Annotated in this window: 14 protein-coding genes; 9 read left to right on the top strand and 5 right to left on the bottom strand. The window is 46.4% G+C overall.

Annotated features, from left to right (window positions below; genetic code table 11):
• Positions 1-116 precede the first annotated feature (116 nt).
• Complete coding sequence (gene secD, locus AWH61_RS01215) at positions 117-2684, bottom strand: protein translocase subunit SecD (protein WP_075176020.1); 2568 nt, start codon at positions 2682-2684, stop codon at positions 117-119.
• Between the two features lie 84 nt (positions 2685-2768).
• Complete coding sequence (locus AWH61_RS01210; protein ID WP_249922583.1) at positions 2769-3083, bottom strand: hypothetical protein; 315 nt, start codon at positions 3081-3083, stop codon at positions 2769-2771.
• Between the two features lie 288 nt (positions 3084-3371).
• Here AWH61_RS01210 and AWH61_RS01205 point away from each other — a divergent pair, with 288 nt between their 5' ends.
• From AWH61_RS01205 to AWH61_RS01185, 5 genes are read left to right on the top strand one after another with little or no spacing between them, the layout of a single operon-like run.
• On the top strand, positions 3372-6671 hold the full coding sequence (locus AWH61_RS01205) for a transglutaminase family protein (protein WP_075176018.1): 3300 nt from the start codon (positions 3372-3374) through the stop codon (positions 6669-6671).
• A gap of 20 nt (positions 6672-6691) precedes the next feature.
• Positions 6692-9274, top strand: coding sequence for a circularly permuted type 2 ATP-grasp protein (locus AWH61_RS01200; RefSeq protein ID WP_075176017.1), 2583 nt, complete (start codon positions 6692-6694; stop codon positions 9272-9274).
• Entirely contained in the window at positions 9271-10149 is an 879-nt protein-coding gene (locus AWH61_RS01195; RefSeq protein ID WP_014948368.1) for a transglutaminase family protein, read from the top strand. The genes AWH61_RS01200 and AWH61_RS01195 overlap by 4 nt, the downstream gene beginning before the upstream one ends.
• A 10-nt stretch (positions 10150-10159) precedes the next feature.
• On the top strand, positions 10160-11635 hold the full coding sequence (locus AWH61_RS01190; protein ID WP_014948367.1) for a circularly permuted type 2 ATP-grasp protein: 1476 nt from the start codon (positions 10160-10162) through the stop codon (positions 11633-11635).
• A gap of 11 nt (positions 11636-11646) precedes the next feature.
• Positions 11647-12567, top strand: a complete 921-nt coding sequence (locus AWH61_RS01185; RefSeq protein ID WP_075176016.1) for an alpha-E domain-containing protein — start codon at positions 11647-11649, stop codon at positions 12565-12567.
• A gap of 152 nt (positions 12568-12719) precedes the next feature.
• Here the strand turns inward: AWH61_RS01185 and AWH61_RS01180 are convergent, their stop codons facing one another.
• Entirely contained in the window at positions 12720-13376 is a 657-nt protein-coding gene (locus AWH61_RS01180) for a nitroreductase family protein (protein ID WP_014975732.1), read from the bottom strand.
• A 273-nt stretch (positions 13377-13649) separates the two neighbouring features.
• On the opposite strand from AWH61_RS01180, the gene AWH61_RS01175 reads away from it, so the two are divergent.
• Positions 13650-14597, top strand: coding sequence for a DUF3034 family protein (locus tag AWH61_RS01175; protein WP_039224570.1), 948 nt, complete (start codon positions 13650-13652; stop codon positions 14595-14597).
• 12 nt (positions 14598-14609) lie between these two features.
• Positions 14610-15041: a group I truncated hemoglobin gene (locus AWH61_RS01170; RefSeq protein ID WP_014948363.1), complete on the top strand. Its 432-nt coding sequence runs from the start codon at positions 14610-14612 to the stop codon at positions 15039-15041.
• Between the two features lie 135 nt (positions 15042-15176).
• On the opposite strand, the gene AWH61_RS01165 is transcribed toward AWH61_RS01170, so the two are convergent.
• Together AWH61_RS01165 and zapE are read right to left on the bottom strand one after the other, a co-directional pair.
• Positions 15177-15899: a YebC/PmpR family DNA-binding transcriptional regulator gene (locus AWH61_RS01165; protein WP_014948360.1), complete on the bottom strand. Its 723-nt coding sequence runs from the start codon at positions 15897-15899 to the stop codon at positions 15177-15179.
• A gap of 330 nt (positions 15900-16229) precedes the next feature.
• Positions 16230-17327, bottom strand: coding sequence for a cell division protein ZapE (gene zapE, locus AWH61_RS01160; protein ID WP_075176015.1), 1098 nt, complete (start codon positions 17325-17327; stop codon positions 16230-16232).
• 255 nt (positions 17328-17582) lie between these two features.
• Here zapE and AWH61_RS01155 point away from each other — a divergent pair, with 255 nt between their 5' ends.
• Positions 17583-18017, top strand: coding sequence for a ZapG family protein (locus AWH61_RS01155; RefSeq protein ID WP_014948358.1), 435 nt, complete (start codon positions 17583-17585; stop codon positions 18015-18017).
• Positions 18018-18105: 88 nt separating this feature from the next.
• Entirely contained in the window at positions 18106-19467 is a 1362-nt protein-coding gene (locus tag AWH61_RS01150; protein WP_014978400.1) for a DegQ family serine endoprotease, read from the top strand.
• The last annotated feature ends 61 nt before the right edge of the window (positions 19468-19528 follow it).

The following is a 19528-nucleotide window of genomic DNA, read 5'->3' as shown; positions in this document are numbered from 1 at the left end:
GTATGCATGAGAGCATCAAGGGTTCCTGTTAATACTGCTACCTTACCGCGTTTTTGCACCAATGTATTGAGGTACAAAAGCCCGCTGAGGTATTGGGGTTAAGGAACTTGTGCCGCCTAAGGGATGTGCGACAACGAAGCCTTAATCTCTTCTGCAGTAGGCTTTAACTGCGCTTTGCCTTGTTTCTCTCTTCTGCTGCCCAACAAATACAACAGCGTAGAGGTGATAAACAAGGTCGATGACGTGCCAATCACGACAGCAAAAACCATAGGGACTGCAAAACTTTCTACGGCATCACCGCCAAAAATAGCCATCGGTAACAATGCCAACAGCGTGGTAACGGAAGTGAATACCGTGCGGCTTAACGTGCTGTTCACGGCCTCATTAATAGTATCTGCCAATGGCTTGTTTGGGTCTAAACGCAATAATTCACGGATGCGATCAAGCACCACCACCTTATCGTTTATAGAGTAACCAATGAGCGCCAACAGTGCTGCGACAGCCGTTAAGTTAAATTCGATGCCCGTAAGCGCGAAAAAGCCTATGGTTTTGGTTAAATCGAGTATCACGGTTAGCAGCGCTGCGCTCGCAAAATGCGCTTCAAAGCGTGCCCACAGATACACCAACATGCCGCCACCTGCGATAAGCAATGCTAGAATGGATAGCTCGGCAAAGCCTCCGCTGACTTTGGGTCCAACCATATCAATTTTATCAAAACTTACCTCACTGTCGGCTTGCGAAATCGCACGCTTTAATGCGTCAGTCTGCTTGGCGTTGCTATTTTCAAGCTCGCCACTGCTATCTAGAACAGGTGCTCGCAATAAATAGTGATGTTCACTGCCATATTCTTGAATTGCTATTTGATCAAAGCCATTGCTTTCAATCACATTCCTTAGCTCATCGGTAGTAAGGGTTGGTGCGGTCAACTCAATCATGGTGCCACCGGTAAAGTCGACGCCATAATGTAAGCCTGGCTTAGCAAATAGCCCGATTGAAAGCACCGTAAGCACGACAGAAACAGCGAGTGCAATTTTACGCTTTGCCAGAAAATTAATACCGCTTAGCTTATCGCTTAACCGCAAAAGCGGTGATGAAAAACGCAAAGGAACGCGCTGCTGCGCGCGATCTTGCGTATTCTTGTGCTTCGACTTAACCACTCTTAGCATTAACATTTTAGTTAGGGCTACAGCAGTAAATACCGAAGACACCAGACCAAGGGCAATTGTAATTGCAAACCCTTTAATAGGGCCGCTTCCAAACATAAACAACAAACTTACCGCTATTAATGTGGTGAAGTTTGAATCCACAATAGTCGCGAACGCTTTATCAAAACCCACTTCTATTGCACTGGCTGCCGGACGACCTTTTTTACTTTCTTCACGAATACGTTCATTAATCAAAATGTTCGCATCGACCGCCATGCCCATGGTTAGGATCAAACCTGCTATGCCCGGTAATGTCAGGGTTGCGCCAAACAGGGTTAATGCGCCAAACACCAATGCCATATTGATACAAAGAGCAAAACTTGCGATAGCGCCCCACCTGCCGTAAATCGCTACCATAAATGCCAATACCAGTAACGCACCTGCCACGCCGCTTTCCACTCCGGTTTGAATTGCATCGCTGCCTAAATCTGGCCCTACCGTGCGTTCTTCTATAATGGTAAGTGGCACAGGTAGCGCACCTGTGCGAAGCATTAATGCGGTGTTGCCCGCCTCCGGCAATGTAAAGTTACCGGTTATTTCACCACGACCACCTGGGATCACGCTATTTATGACGGGGGCTGTAACCACTTTGTCGTCAAGGACGATAGCAAGCACACGGCCGATGTTGTCACGTGTCATAGTGGCAAACTGCTTGGCACCTGCGCTGTCTAATCGGAACGTCACTACTGGCTGGCCATTTTCACTACTTAAGACACCTGCCGCATCAGTAATATGTTCACCTTCTAGCGCCACTTTTTGCTCTAAGCGATAGGTATTACCCGCCGCATCTTGCTTATTCATAACCTGCTCAGACTGGCTATTCGCGGCCCAGTGAAAAGTCATTTGTGCGGTAGTGCCCAATAATTTTTTAACTTGAGTGGGGTCAGACATACCCGGCATCTGAACTAAAATGGCGTCTTTACCTTGTAGCGTAACGCTAGGCTCAGTAAGCCCCGTTTCGTTCAAACGCTTTCGAACTACTTCAACACTTCGGCTTAACGTGTCTTTAACCAGTTGTTCGGTGTATAGCTCGTTAAGCCTAAGGGTAACGGTGCTTTGCTTTATCTCTACATCAAGTGCGCTTGAACCATTTGGCTGAGCGGAAATTTGATATGCGGTGTCTTTTACCTTTCTCGCATCATCTGCACTACGCAATGTAAAGACGACACTTCCAGAACGACTATCTTTATGAGTGAGTGAATGAGACGTTTTTGTATAGCGCACGTTTTGACTGCGCAATTCGCTAAGTAAGTCGCTCGAAAAGCTGTTGAGTTGCTTTTCAAACAAGGCGTTGGTGTCTGCGGCTAATAGCAGATGCGAACCACCTTGCAAATCTAAGCCTAAAGATAGTGTGGAAGTGGTGTACCACGTAGGTAACTGCTGTTTAATTGATTGTGGCAATATGTTGGGCGCAGCGCTCAGTAAACCGAGCATAACGATGAGCACATACACAAAGCCACGAAATGAAAATCGTGCCATTTTAGAATCCTGAATAATTAAATTTTTAAAGCGCCTTAATATGCAGCGAAGCGAACGTGCTAGTGCATTAAGGCAAAAAGAGAATTAGCTCAGGGATAAAGGTGGGCCGCGAGAAGGTTGGCGGTAGTGTTTGCGAGCACGGGGTACAACATTTGCCATACCCAAACACAGCACAATAGCTAGAGCAATAAACCCCAAGGTCAATTCAACAATTGCTTCAGGTCCATCGCCTTGATCGTCACTGTTTTCTAGCTTAGTGCCGGTAAACCGTAACGAATAGCTTTTGCCCGCGTAGTTAAATTGGGCAAGTGGTGACTGCTGACTTACTTCAACTTCATTATTAATTTGACCACTTTGGAAGCTTGCACTAAGGATGAGACACGAGAGTACCCATGCCATGAAAAGCGGCATGTAGGACGAAAACCCGTGGCGAAAGTTTAGTGCTCTCAAAGTAGTGAATTGTCTATATGTGAAGGATAAGTCGTGCTTAAAACACGCGCTGTTTTATAGCGCATATATTGGGGTGAGTATACATTATTCAATATCGTGAGTAACGAGATTACCGTTGAAGCACATAATTTTTGGGTTTTACATTTCTGCCCATCGCTTCTTCTTGTAAGTTTACTCACTTGGATATAAGGTGATTTTTTGTGCTGTTTGTATATCAATTGGCAATGGAGCCATAGCATGACAATCACTGTAGGGATCACACATCATACTGAATACCACTACGATAGAAGTATCAGTATGTCACCGCACACTTTCCGCCTTCGCCCTGCTCCGCATAGTCGAACACCAATAAAAAGTTACTCTTTAAAAGTCTATCCTGAGAATCATTTTATCAATTGGCAGCAAGACCCGTTTGGTAACTACCTTGCACGCGTAGTATTTCCTGAGAAGACTAAAAAGTTCTGGTTCACCGTAGACCTTGTTGCCGAATTGACGGTTATTAACCCCTTTGACTTCTTTTTAGAGTCTTACGCTGAAACCTTTCCGTTTTCGTACGAAAAACGGCTGGCGAGAGACTTAACACCCTACCTTGAGACAGAAGATGCATCGTCTTTGTTTCAGCAGTTAATTGACAATCAGCAGCCTAAAGAGCCTGTTGCTACCGTAGATTTCTTAGTGGGTGTAAACCGCGCGGTATACGACCTAATTGAATACGGTGTGCGCATGGAGCCCGGAGTCCAGAGCATCGACGAGACTCTGCAGAAAAAAGGCGGCTCTTGCCGTGACTCGGCTTGGCTATTGGTTCAGCTATTTCGGCATTTAGGACTGGCATCGCGCTTTGTTTCCGGCTATCTGGTTCAATTGGCAAGTGATGAAAAGTCTCTTGATGGGCCAAGCGGTCCGGAAAAAGACTTTACCGACCTGCACGCATGGTGCGAGGTATACGTTCCCGGTGCGGGATGGATTGGCCTCGACCCTACGTCTGGACTTTTCGCGGGTGAAGGGCACATTCCATTGGCGTGTACCCCTGAACCACTGTCGGCCGCGCCGGTCACCGGTGCCATCGATCAGTGTGAATCGACATTTAGCTTCTACAACAACGTACAACGTTTGCACGAACCGCCCCGTGTAACCAAGCCTTACAGCGATGCTCAGTGGGCCGCTATTGATAGGCTTGGAGGTCAAATAGACAAGGACTTAGTTAATGCAGGGATAACCCTCACCATGGGCGGCGAACCCACGTTTATTTCCATTGATGATATGGAAAGCGAACAGTGGAACACCGCCGCTGATGGGAAAGAGAAACGCGTTTTAGCGCACACGCTTTTCATGAAAATGGTGGAAAGTTTTAGTAATAATGGCTTTCGCCATTATGGACAGGGTAAGTGGTATCCCGGCGAGCCATTACCTCGCTGGCAATATGCCTGTTACTGGCGTAAAGACGGAACGCCTATCTGGCATAATCAAGCGCTACTTGCTGACAACAACGCCAGCTATTCTTTCACGCAAAACGAGGCGCAAACATTTGCTACTCAACTAGCTACGGCGTTGGGTTTAAGTGAAAAGGTTGTCGTCACCGCTTATGAAGACGTGCTGTATCATTTATGGCAAGAGGGTAACCTGCCGCAAGACCCGTCCCCCGACGCCCCAGAACTGCTTCACGCAATGACCCGCAAAGGCTTTTTAGCCAAACTGGAGCAGGGTTTAGATAAACCCGTGGGCTTTATTATTCCCCTCGCCTACGACACGGTTTTTGACGGATGGCAAAGTAGCGTATGGTCATTTAAACGAGGACACTGCTTCTTGTTACCGGGCGACTCTCCATTAGGTTATCGGCTACCGTTGAGTAGCTTGGGTAATCCAGATGCGCTAGCAGAACGGGATCCGGCAGACATGACCGGCACGCTCTCATCCCCAGCGTCTCGCAAAGGGTATATTGGTGAAAAGTCAGTATTAACCGCCCTTTGTTTAGAAGTGCGCGACGGAAAGTTATGCGTATTTATGCCGCCTGTAAGCCACTTTGAACATTATGCGCTGCTGCTGAACGCTATTGAGTCCATCGCTGATAAACTTGGTATTCCCGTGATATTAGAAGGCTATACTCCGCCCTACGACAGTCGCGTTGAAAAGTTTGCGGTTACCCCCGACCCAGGTGTTATCGAGGTTAACGTTCACCCTGCATCCGATTGGCATACTCTGGTAAAAAACACCCATGCCCTTTATGCCATGGCAAAGTCATGTCGACTCGGTACAGAAAAATTCATGCTGGATGGACGGCACGCGGGCACAGGAGGTGGAAATCACGTGACAATGGGTGGGCCGACACCGTTAGAGAGCCCGTTTTTAAAGCGTCCAGACATTCTGCGAAGCTTTATTACCTATTGGCAGCATCACCCTGGGCTTTCCTATTTGTTTTCGAGCCTGTTCATTGGCCCGACTAGCCAAGCGCCTCGTGTCGATGAAGCTCGGGATGAAAGGCTATACGAATTAGAAATTGCGTTCTCTCAAATTCCCGATGGCGAAGTTCCCTCACCTTGGTTGGTTGACCGCCTCCTTCGGCACTTACTGACTGACCTGACAGGGAATACCCATCGTGCAGAGTTTTGTATCGATAAACTATTCAACCCCGACTCGCCCACGGGGCGATTGGGCATTGTAGAGTTTCGCGGTTTTGAAATGCCTCCTCACGCCAGAATGAGTTTGATGCAAATGCTTCTTCTGCGCACACTGCTAGCGTGGTTTTGGAAACAACCATACAAGAAGAAGCTGGTGCGATGGGGCACTGAGCTTCACGACCGCTTTATGCTGCCCCATTACGTTCGGCAAGACATCGCTGAGGTATGTAGCGACCTAAACGCAGCGGGCTTTCCCATTAAGCTTGAATGGTTCGATCCGTTTTTTGAGTTTCGATTCCCTCGCTGCGGTAGCCGTGAAGTCGGTCAAATTAAGCTAGACCTCTTTAGCGCTATTGAGCCTTGGCATGTACTGGGTGAAGAAGCGACAGGAAGTGGAACTGCGCGTTACGTTGACAGCTCACTGGAACGCGTCCAGCTCACTGTTTCAAACATGCATACAGACCGTTACATAGTGTCGTGTAACGGCCGCAGATTACCGTTAAAACCCACCAATATTCGCGGAGAACATGTAGCCGGAATTCGCTTTAGAGCGTGGCACCCTGCATCAGCGCTTCACCCGACCATTGGCGTACATGCGCCGTTGGTCTTTGATGTTTACGACAGCTGGGCGGGTCGCTCTTTAGGCGGATTTACCTATCATGTTAGTCACCCGGGCGGGCGCAATTTCTCTACTATGCCTGTGAACGCTTTTGAGGCTGAAGGAAGGCGTATTGCCAGATTCTGGGATCACGGTCATACCCCGTCGGTGGCATCGCCTTCCATGCCTGAGTGGTCGCCTCACTTTGCTACACAGTATGTGGTTGACCATGAAGGTCGCGGTGATTTTGATTTACCTTTGGAAGAAGCCGAGAATGAAGAATATCCAAATACGCTGGATTTGCGCCGGCCTCCTACACTATAGTTTAAGTGACAATCGATTTTATGAGTGAAGATTTCACCATGCCAGAATGGCTTAGCAGCTATATCAATTCGAGCACTGCTGCGGATGAGAGCAAACGTCTGCTCAATACGTTATTTTCTCGTTTGTCAGGCCTTAACAGTGACGAGCTGTCCTTTAGAGCAAATGAAATTCGCCGACTAATGCGAAACAGTGGTTTTGCGGATATCGATGAACGCCAGAATTGGCAGCTAGATCCCTTGCCTATGCTCATTTCAAGCCAAGACTGGGAAATGCTCAGCCGCGGCATTGAACAGCGAGTCTTACTGCTCAATAAAGTGCTATTAGACCTTAACTCAGACAGGCAAACGCTAACCAACGGCGTTTTCTCTACAGACCACTTGATGCGTCATCCTTACTATCTTGCGGAGAGCCACACGCTTTCCTCGTTAAACAACGGTGTATTTCTAAGCGCGTTTGACATAGCCCAAGATGTAAACGGCGAGTATTTCATGCTGAACGATCACTGCCAGTTCCCTCGCGGTCTTGGACTGCTGCTGGAAAACAGGATTGTGGCAAGAAGGGTAATGAGTGAGGAGTTTGCTGAATGTGGTGTGCAGCGAATAGCAGGCTTTTTTGAGCAACTTCAACATGCTATTGACCAGGAAACCGCTGCGATTAATGACCCGCGCATTGTTATTTTGTGCAGAGGTCCAGACGATCAGTATTATTCTGAGCAAGCCTATCTTGCCACTTACATGGGGTACACCCTAGTAAGAAGCGCTGATTTAACGGTGAGGAAAGGACAAGTCTGGCTTAAAGCTTTAGACGGATTACGAAAAGTTGATGTCATTTTGCGCTGGATTGAGGACAGATTCTTAGATTCACTGGAGCAAGTTGACTACTCAGCGTTCGGGATTCCCGGGCTTATTCATGCAGTCCGAACTCAGAACGTGGTATTGCTCAACCCCTTGGGCAATGGCGCTATTCAAATTCCTGCCATCAAAAACAATTTGCATAGGGCCGCTGAGTTTTTTAATGGTGAATCTTTACTGCTTCGCCAACAAGAAACCTTTCCCGCAGAAAACCTTACGCAAAGCGATTGGTCGGGATATGAGTTATTAAGCTATGTTGACCCTGAATTAAAATACGACGGTGAAAAAGACGCTGACGCTATTGCAAATACACTACAAACGGTAGCGTTAACCGACCTATTCTGGCGAAAAAAGGTGAATCTTTCGCATACGCCATTTTGGCACGATAAAGGGCTGGTAAGTAAGCCAGTCATTATGCGTTGCTATGCGTTGTACTCACAAGGGCAGGTTTTTATTCTCCCCTCAGCCATGTGTTTTACGCCCAAGGCAGCGCGCACCGATGGCAAAACAGAAATAAAGGACACGTGGGTTGAAACCATAGGTCCGCCACAAGAGCGTGCGCCTTCTATTCCCAAATCACTGCAATCAGATGCAGACTTAGCGCTAGTCGAGGGGCTACTGCCTAGCAGAACGGCGGAAAACCTATTTTGGTTGGGCTGTGCGGTAGAGCGAAGTGAAAACGTGATTCGCTTGGTCAGGGTATTTATAGACAAATTCACTGAGCTTGCCATTTACCCCGATGAGGCGCACAGAAATGCCCTGCTACGATTTAAATCTGGGTTAGAACAGCAGGCATTAATTTACCCTTACCTTACGCCAGACGCAGCGAAAATAACCGTGAACGAAGGAGGATTCAAAGAATTAGTGATATCGCTAATTAACGATAATTCCTTCGCTGGCGGCCTTTACAGTAGCATTAATATGGTGGTGCAAAGCGCGCTGCAAGTGAGAGAGCTACTTTCTTATGACAGCTTGCGCATTATCGAAAGCCTAGAAGAGGAACATCACGAATTTAGTACCATTACCGAGCAGACGCCGACGCACAGATTACAAAGTACACTCGATAAATTGATTGGGCTTACCATGGCGTTTAACGGCTCTATTCAAGACAGCTTATCTAAAAGTAACGGCGCCTTTATGATAGAAATTGGACGACGGTTAGAGCGCAGTAAACAGCTCGTGTCTATGGTGCAAAATCTGCTGCAATTCCCTCTGCCCGAGGCTGAGCAACAAAACGTGCTGGAAATCGTGTTGGTGGCGCAAGTTAGCGCTATTACCCACAGACGCCGATACCGAGCGTTTCAAAGTATTGAAACGGGATTAGAGCTATTGCTTTTAGATGCCGAGTACCCACGCTCATTAGCCCATCAAATCCAAAAAATTACCGAGCTTTGCGAAAGCTTGCCGGTAAGCGCCAAGCCCGGCTTTTTAAGTACCACAGAGAAAATTCTGTTGCAGTTAAAAGCAAGCTTCGCGCTGGCTGACAGACAGACCTTAAATATCAACACTAATCAAGCACCTTCGGGCTTGGTGTCTTTACTAAAAAGCGTGACATCACAACTGCAGAAATTTAGCGAAATGATGCAAACTCAATACTTCAGCCACACTAAGCCTGCGTCACAACTGCACTGGTCTGGCATAGGCACCGCGTCTGTACAGATCGTCGAAAAACCAATAGATGAGGAAGCGACAGTTCCATTAGTCAGTGCACCTGATGCCAGTAGTCCGAATGAAAGTGAGGTGAAAAAATGAAGTACACCATTCGTCACGTCACTACCTACAAGTATTCCGACAAGGTGAGCCTGACACAAAACCATGCCCGCCTAATACCGCTAAACACCTTTAATCAAAAGAGGATTAGCGCCAGTGTCACCATTGTGCCTGAACCTGACTATCAGGCAGAGTTTAAAGACTACTTCGACAACACGGTAACGGTGTTTGAAATACCCACTTTGCATGAAGAAATGCAGGTCATCGCAACCAGTGAAGTTGAAATTCAAGGAGCACCATTACAAGGTCTGTTTGCGCACAATACGCAATGGGAAAGCGTGAGAGATCAAATCCGCTATCCAGTAGATCAGAGCATGTTGGCAGCGCAGTTTTTCAGTATTCCTACTCGCTTAACACAGGCCAATAAAGCGATTTTAGACTATACCTTGATGTCGTTTACGCCTGGCCGCTCTATCGTGGAGTCGTGCGACGACTTAATGAACCGCATTTTTAACGATTTTACCTTTGACCCGTCCTTCTCGACGATTAACACCCCAGTAAGCCACGTGTTTGAGCACAAGCGGGGTGTATGTCAGGACTATGCGCACCTAACACTTACTTGCTTACGCAGTATTGGTTTGGCGGCGCGCTATGTAAGTGGATATATCGAAACGATTCCACCACCGGGTCAGGAAAAGCTTACTGGTGCAGACGCCACCCACGCTTGGGTTGCGCTTTTTGTACCGGGCTCTGGTTGGATTGATTACGACCCGACCAACAATTTGAAACCCTACGACCAGCACGTTACGTTAGCTGTCGGACGAGATTTTGCAGATATCACACCGCTTAAAGGCATTATGTTTGGTGGTGGAAATCAGGTTTTAGACGTTTCAGTGGATATGAATCGCGGACAATAAGGAGCGTAGTTTGAGTAGTCAAAAACAAAGTCAGACGTTATCGAAAGCTGTGAGTCTGGAACACTGCAATTTTTCCGAGTTTTACGATGAACTGATAGATAAAAATGGAAAACCCCGTCCTCACGGTGCGCCGTTAATGGATTATTTGTCGCAATTAAGTGAAGAAGAACTCAAAAACGCGCAAGACGCCGCCGAGTTGGTGGTAAAAGAAATGGGTATTACCTTCACGGTTTATGGTGAAGGAAGTTCAATTGACCGAGCGTGGCCCATCGATATCATTCCTCGTATTATCCCAAATAAAGAATGGCAACGCGTAGAAGAAGGACTTAAACAGCGCGTAAAAGCCCTTAATATGTTCATCGACGATCTGTATCACGATCAGAAGATTATTAAAGATGGCGTTTTTCCTAAAGCGCTTCTCGATAAGTCCGTGAACTTTAGAAAGCAGTGCGTAGGTGTTTCTCCCCCAAACGGTATCTGGGCACATATCTGCGGCTCTGATTTAGTGCGAGATAGCGACGGCACGATTTACGTACTGGAAGACAACCTGCGCGTACCTTCTGGCGTGTCTTACATGTTAGAAAACCGCTCGGTGCTGAAGCGTGTCTTTCCAGACATGTTCGAGAAAATGGATATTCTTCCCGTAAACGACTATCCCTCACAGCTGTTCGACATGTTGTCGAGTCTATCACCGCGTCCTCAGGATAAGCCTGAAGTTGTGGTACTTACACCCGGTATCTACAACTCTGCCTACTTTGAACACTGCTATCTTGCTCAGGAAATGGGGTGTGAGCTAGTAGAAGGTCGAGATCTAACCGTAGAAAAAGACGACTGCGTATATATGAAGACGATTAAAGGCCTACGCAGAGTGGACGTTATCTACCGCCGTATTGACGATATGTTTTTAGACCCAGAAGCGTTTAACCCTGATTCGATGCTGGGCGTTCCCGGGCTAATGCGAGCGTGGAGTAAAGGCAAGGTAACGCTGATCAACGCGCCGGGGGCTGGCGTGGCAGACGATAAAGTGGTGTACACCTATGTGCCTGACATGATTCGCTATTATTTGGATGAAGAGATTAAGCTGCCTAACGTAGAGACCTACCGTTGTTACGAGCCCGAAGACTTCAAATATGTTGAAGCCAATATCGACAAGCTTGTAATAAAGCCTGCCAATGAATCGGGAGGCTACGGCTTGCTAATTGGCCCAAAATCAACCAAAAAGCAGCAGCAAGAAACCCTTGCTCAAATAAAGGCTGACCCCAGAAACTGGATAGCACAGCCTACCTTGAATTTGTCTACCGTCCCAACTATTGACGGCTCTACAATTGAAGGGCGACATGTGGATCTTCGCCCTTTCATCCTTTCATCAGGTACTCACACCTATGTCACAACGGGAGGCCTCACTAGGGTTGCCCTTGTTAAAGGTTCCCTCGTGGTCAATTCATCACAAGGCGGTGGTAGTAAAGATACTTGGATTGTGGATTAGGAGGGACTGACATGTTATCACGAGTTGCTGAAACGCTTTATTGGACGGCGCGCTACGTTGAAAGGGCTGAAAATCTCGCCCGCCTGATTAATGTTAACAACCTCCTGCTGATGGACTTACCCAAAGGGTTTTCGCCAGGCTGGGAGCCATTGCTAGACATAACAGGAAATCGCGAACCATTTGAGGCCATTTATAATGAATACAGCGAGAAGAATGTCGTTAAGTTCCTGACGGTAGACACACGCAATCCGTCTTCCATATTGAATTCGCTTCAATACGCAAGAGATAATGCGCGCACAATCAGAGACGTTATTCCAAGAGAAGTGTGGGAAACACTGAACGCACTTCACTTATCGGTAAAAGAGAACAGTACAAGCTTTCTAAGTAAACGCGGGCGCTTTGCAAGTTTAAAACAGGTAATCAATCAGTGTTTACTAATGTTTGGAACCATGGATGCCAGCATGAGCCACGATGAAGGCTATTTCTTCTGGCGCTTTGGTGCGGCATTGGAGCGGGCTGATATGACATCAAGGATAATTGACGTTCGCTCATCGACCCTTACCGAAGACATGAGTGACCTGCCATTCGAAAACATCTTATGGATGAGTGTACTTAGAAGCCTGAGCGGCTACCAAATGTATCGCCAGAAAATGGGCGTTCGCATACGTCCGGGCGATGTGTTGTTATTTATGCTACATAGCAAGGAGTTTCCGCGAAGTGTGTTGTTCTGCTTGAACAAACTAAGGAGTTTGTTCCTCAACTTGCCCGACAATGAAGCGATGATAGAGCGAATTGACCACAGTATTAGTGATTTAGAAAAGCAGCCTGTTGCGACACTTCGAGGACGAGCGCTGCACAACTATATCGACGAGCTTCAAATTGATTTTGCCGACATTCATCAACAGCTCGCGGAGCAATACTTCTTACATTAGTGCGCGTTTTTCCGCGTCTGTCGGTGCGCAAAGTAAAAGAAGTTATAAGTAAACGCTGGAAATGGAAGCCAGAACACAAAAGTAAGAAAGCAAAACAAAGCCCGCACTAAGCGGGCTTTGTTATATTCATTGCAAGCTTGTGTTGTCAGGTATTACACAACCGCGATCACATCTTCTTTTGCAAGGCGTGCTTTCGGTAAACCATGGTTCCAATCTTGCTCTGTATCTGGGTAGCCCATGGCAAGTGCCACTTCGCAAACGTGGCCGTCTAGCTCATCTTTAAACTGTTCGCCAAGCAATTCGGCGTCAACACCTTCCATCGGCGTAGACGCTATGCCTAAACGCGCCAGCGTGTGAAGAACATTGCCTAACGCTAGATAAACTTGCGCTTTGGTCCAAGCCGCGTTGTTACCGTTCTCATCGGTGTTCGCTTCCGCAAATGCGTAAGCGCCCATGAAGTTTTCACGCATATCTTCGGGCAAATGACCAGACGCTACTTCTGCATCGACACGCTTTACAAATTTCTCTTTCGTAAATTTAGGATCATAGGCAAACAGAATGGTATGCGATGCTTCTTTAGCGTGATGCTGATTGAACTGATGCTTATTGGCAAAGCTATCGTGTAAACGCTGCTTGGCTTCATCACTTTCAACAACCACAAATTTCCATGGCTGAGAGTTGATTGAAGACGCAGATAGTCTCAACGCCTCAAGAATTGTCGCCAGATCATCAGCCGAAATGCGTTTACTCGCATCGTACTGTTTAACCGTGTAACGCTTATTTAAATCTTCAATAATTGGATGAGACACAACTAACTCCTCAATACGTCTGCTATTTGTTGTTCACGCATGAATGCTGCGAACAGAAAATTAAAGTACTCAATGAATATGGCGTGTATGGTATAGATTCGGCTTTTCAATGATAAGCCCTATAAAAAACGAATCAGTTTCAAATATTTTTTGATAATAAAAATTCGATAATAGCTAGTATCGTCAGCAGCGTGCATTTCACAATTCATGGGTTAAGCGCTATGCTGATAAATAGAATTACAAAAAACCATTTAAAAACATTAGGTTTACCTTATGATTAGGCATTTGCTTCTCCCTCTTTTTCTCGCATCGTCTCCCGTACTCGCAGACAGTGGATCTCGCTTAATTGCATCTGGTGGTATTACAGGTTTCGAGGGCACTGCGGGTGGCGGCATTACGCCTTGGGCATTTATTGGCGGATACGCGAGTAAAGAAGAGGTCAGTTATTCGGCAAATATTCAGTACTTAAGCCTAAGCGATTATTCCCTTACAACAGCAGGGGCAAGTGTTAGTTTGTTTGACCGTATAGAGCTTAGCGTGCAGCGACAGCGCCTCGATATTGCTTCAGGGTTAACAAGCAACGTTTTCGCGTTACTCACAGAAGGTGCTATTACAAACGCCAACAGCACCACCATTGAGCAAGATATAATCGGTGCAAAAGTTAAGGTTCTTGGCGATGGCGTCTTTACTCAAAACTCATGGATACCCCAAGTATCCATCGGCGCACAATACAAGAAAAACAGAGACTACGACAGCTCTCTTTCGCTACCCGACGGTACGACTCCCTTGCCCGGCGTAGGCGTACCAATGCTGCTAGGTGCGAAAGACGACAGTGGTACCGACGTTTACCTTTCAGCCACGAAACTGTGGTTAGGCACTCCATCAGGTTATAATTTACTCACCAATCTTACCGCGCGATATACAAAGGCGAATGTGTTTGGCTTACTTGGATTTGGTTCTGAAAACAACGATAGCGCTAAGCTCGAATGGGAGGGCTCTTTAGCGGTATTAATTAGCCCTACCACAGCAATTGGCACAGAGTTTAGAACGCAAACCAATCGATTAGGAGGCTTAGCTGAAGAAGACACCGTTGTTGATGCCTTTATTGCCTACTTCCCAAATAAATCTATTTCGATTACCGCTGCCTATGTGGATTTGGGCAATTTACCTTTGCAAGAAAGTTCTTCAGGATTTTATCTAACGGTAAACAGCACTTTTTGATAGGGGAACGAAATGATCAGACACTGCTTCCGGTTAATGGTAATTGCTGCGTTAAGCGTATTGATAACCGCATGCGCCAGCGCTCCTGAACAAAGCCTTTATGAAGAAATTGGCGGCCATAAAACGCTCAATACCATATACGGTGTAGCGATTACACGAATTTACACTGACCCCGTAATTGGTCATTACTTCAAAGGTGTTCCCAAAAAACATTTAAGAGATCAACTTGTATTGCAAACATGCGAGCTTATTGGCGGGCCTTGCGAATATGATGGAAAAACAATGTTGGAGTCTCACACGGGTCTCAATATTAAGGAGCGTGAATTTTACATATTGGTGGAGTATGTCCAAGGCGCGATGCGCGATGTGGGGCTAACCTATCAGCAAGAAAACCGTATTCTCAAGCTGCTAGCGCCAATCAAATACGAAACGGTATACCTGTAGGGAAGCGTGTATTTATCTGTCCTGTACACGCTGAATAAAGCAGGTACGTTAACGTTATAGTTCTTTCTATAGATACAACAATAAAAAACCCTCGTCTTAGCGAGGGTTTTTATATCAATCTAAATTAGCTGAAGCTTAGTTAGGCGTAATCGCGTTGTGGTAAACGTCTTGCACGTCATCACAGTCGTTAAGCATGTCCATGAACTTTTCAAACATCGGCATGTCTTCTTCGCTTATCTCAGTTTCGGTCTGAGGCATCCAGCTCATTTCTTCTGCAATAAAGCTAATGTCTGGGTAGGCTTCAGTTAGCGCTGTTTTTACTTGATAGAATTCAGTGTGTGGCGCGTAAACTGTAACTTTACCGTCTTCAACTTCAACATCAGTTACGTCTACGTCTGCTTCCATTAGCACTTCTAGGATAGCGTCTTCGTCGTCACCTTCAAATTGGAATACCGCTTGGTGATCGAACATATGCGATACCGCACCCTGTGCACCAAGTTTCGCGTTGGTTTTAGTAAAGCAGTTACGTACTTCAGTGATGGTGCGGTTTGCATTGTCAGACAAGCAGTCAACAATGACCATGCAGTTACCTGGGCCAAAACCTTCATAACGCATAGGCTGGAAGTCTTCGCCAGCGCCACCAGCGGCTTTATCAATCGCTTTTTCAATAACGTGGCTTGGTACTTGGTCTTTCTTCGCCTTTTCCATTAGGCGGCGAAGTGAAAGGTTGGTGTCTGGATCGGCACCACCATTTTTCGCACATACGTAAATTTCTTTACCGTATTTAGAATAAACTTTAGTTTTTTGGCCGGCAGTTTTTGCCATGGCGTTTTTACGAACTTCGAATGCTCTTCCCATCTTAAAATTCTCTTTCTCGCAATTTGAAATGCTGCGTTGGGTTTTATCGGGCTACCTGTTGCCTGACCGTTCATCAGGCGCATCGCTCTGCCTTACTTGGTAGCATTGCCGAACTCGACGTTTCAATAAATGGTCGAACGCGACGGTGCTAAAAATTGCCAAGCGAAACACTGCCCAAAATAACGGTAGGCTAAGCGACACAAAAAATTTGGGCGAAATTCTACCTTAATTTTCGTGTAATACCAATGTGAACGCCCCTAGAAAGGGTGTAGGTTGGTAGCTTTCACATTTTTAATGAGGTCAAAATGTACTCTGACCCCATATTTATGTTTACGGTAAGTGCTCGGTTGCTAGGTAGTCGTGTGACTGCATTTCCTTTAAGCGGCTAAGACAGCGCCTGAACTCAAAATTAAGTACCCCCTCAGTGTACAAGCTTTCCAGCGCGACTTCTGCAGATATGATCAGCTTTACATTTCGCTCGTAAAATTCGTCCACCATCGCAATAAAACGACGCGCCACATCGTCATTATGCTGGCCCATTTCCCTAACATTGGCTAAAAGCACTGAGTGATAACAACGGCTTAACTCAATGTAGTCGCTCTGGCTACGGGGCCCGCCACACAAGGCTTTAAAATCAATCATCAATACCCCGTCAGCGTTTCTAAGCGTCGGTATTTTTCGGTTGTTCACCTCAATATCTTCGCCTTTAGAGCCTTCTTCCGGAGCTAATTGAGAAAAGTAGCTATGCAAGTTTTCGGTGGCTTCGCCATCAAGTGGGTAGTGATAAATTTCGGCTTGCTCTAACGTTCTAAGACGATAATCAATACCGCTATCAACGTTTACCACGCGGGTATTCTGATTGAGTAGATCGATAGCAGGTAAGAACCGCGCACGCTGCAATCCGTTTTTATACAAATCGTCAGGGACTATGTTTGACGTCGCCACCAGCACAATACCGTGACCAAACAGCTCTTCCATTAACGTGCCTAAGATCATGGCATCGGTTATATCAGACACGAAAAACTCGTCAAAGCATATTACCCGCGCTTCTTTTGCTAACTTAGCCGCTACCAGCTTTAGCGGGTCTTGTGCGTTTTTAAGCTGCTTTAGTTCATCGTGCACACGGTACATAAAGCGGTGAAAATGCACGCGCATTTTCTTTTCGAAAGGCAAACAGTCGTAGAATGTATCTACTAAATAGGTTTTGCCTCGCCCTACACCACCGTAAAAGTAAATGCCCTGGATACCAGGCTTCGCATGGCCTTTCCCAAACGCTGCTTTTAACTTTACCCGCCACGTCGTTTTCTTTTCAGGTTGGGTAAGTTCATCAAACAAACGTTGAAGTTCTTTTACTGCATTTTCTTGCGCCGCGTCGTAATGAAAGTCAGACGACTGAAGATCTAGCTGATATTTTTCCCATGGCGTCATCGCCGAAACCACTCCGTACAAAAGTCAATAGCGGCGCTTGCTGCACCGACCTGCTTGAATTTCTCAATTATGACCTTAATTTTAATGGAAATCACGGTAGAATCTCACATTGAAATTCGACATACACCGAATAAATGTCACGATGTATGCGCTTTTCGGGTTCGACCTTGCTATATTCAGCGTATGGTCGAAAGCAGCTTTTAGATCGTAGAAGTAAAGGTCGGCTGCAAGATGTAGATTGATTCGGAGAATATAATGGAATTGTTAGTATCTCTTGCTTTGTTAGTAGTTGGGTTAATTATTGGCTTTTTCGCAGGTCGCTTTTTTCAACAAAAGCAGGGCGCAGGCAATACTGCACAGACTGAGAAGCAAGTTAAAGAGATCCTCGCACAGCAGGCACAACACCACATTCATCAAACTCGCCAAAGCTTAGAGAGCATTGAAAGCCAGTGCGAAACCTTAAAGCAACAAATTGAAGAGTATGAATTGCTGCTTGAGCAAGGCAGCGATGATGACAGCAAAGTTCCTTTTTATGGGGAACAAGCAACTACGTATTTACGTAACAACCTAAAAGGGTCTGACAAATCGAGAGTTCAGCGTGTATCTGACACACAGCCAAGAGACTTCGCTAACTCGGGTTCTGGGCTGTTCGTCGGCGGTTCTGATAAGAATACCGCAGAAAAACAGTAACATCGGGAACTTTATCACGACCTCGGACTCTTTTAGTGAAACCATGCTATGTCGCATATAACATGAAGGAGTGTAAGCGAACATGAAAATGTCTTTCCGCCATTATTTATTGGCGTCTGCCGTTGTTGTAAGTTCATTGGGCTTTACTGCTAGCACACAGGCGGCGTTACCGTTCTTTTCTGATAAGAAAGATGAAGTTCCCTCTTTAGCCCCTATGCTAGAAGAAGCTACCCCAGCGGTAGTGAGCATTGCGGTAGAAGGAACACAAACCTCTACGCAGCGTGTACCCGAGATGTTTCGCTACTTCTTCGGCGCCCCGCAAGAACAGGTTCAAGAGCGCCCTTTCCGAGGTCTTGGTTCTGGTGTCATCATAGATGCCGATAAAGGTTATGTCGTTACCAACAACCACGTTGTTGATAATGCAGATGAAATCACTGTTAAGTTAACTGACGGTCGCGAGTTTAAGGCGAAAAAGCTAGGTTCAGATGAGCAAAGCGATATCGCGCTACTTAAAATTGAACCTGATGATTTAAAAGCGTTACCGCTTGCCGATTCTGACGCGCTGCGCGTAGGCGACTTTGTAGTAGCTATTGGTAATCCGTTTGGTCTTTCTCAAACGGTTACCTCTGGTATTGTAAGCGCTCTGGGTCGCTCTGGCCTGAACATTGGCGGTTATGAAGACTTTATTCAGACCGACGCAGCAATTAACCGCGGTAACTCAGGCGGTGCGTTAGTTAACCTTCACGGTGAACTGGTTGGTATCAACACCGCTATTTTTGGTCCTAACGGCGGCAACGTCGGTATTGGTTTTGCTATTCCTGCCAATATGATGAAAAGCCTAATTGATCAAATTGCAGAATTTGGTGAAGTTCGCCGTGGCCTTCTAGGCATTTTAGGTAGCGATATTGACGCGGGCCTTGCCGAAGCCATGAATGCGGAAGTGAACATTGGTGCGTTCGTGAGCGAAGTGCAGCCAGACTCTGCCGCTGAAAAAGGTGGTCTGCAAGCCGGTGATATTATTACTGCCATTAATGGTCGTAAACTTCATAGCTTCCAAGAACTGCGCGCAAAAATTGCGAGTATGGGCGCGGGCGCTGAAGTTGAACTCACTGTTATGCGCAAAGGTAAGAAAATGAATGTAGACGTTGTATTAGATGACGCTACAGATACGACAGTGACGGCTGCTCAAATTCACCCAGCCCTAGAAGGAGCAACCCTGTCTAACGGCACTGACGATGCTGGTAATGCTGGTGTAGTGGTTTCTGATATCGAGCGTGGTGCGCCTGCGGCGAGAATTGGCCTTCAATCTGATGATGTGATAATTGGCGTTAACCGCGTACGTACGTCCACGGTTGCAGAGTTCAGAAATGCACTAGACGAGGCTAAAGGCGTTATCGCACTCAATGTAAAACGTGGAAACTCTACGCTTTACTTGGTAATCAGACAGTAGCAATGTAGCTCTTCAATTACATCCTCAGCTCAGACGCGTTGGTGTCCAAGCTGAGGGTTGG

This window comes from Alteromonas sp. W12 (genome assembly GCF_001924945.1).
Classification (GTDB): domain Bacteria; phylum Pseudomonadota; class Gammaproteobacteria; order Enterobacterales; family Alteromonadaceae; genus Alteromonas; species Alteromonas macleodii.
The sequence above is the reverse complement of the archived record's forward strand: the minus strand, read 5'-3'. Positions and strand labels throughout refer to the sequence as shown.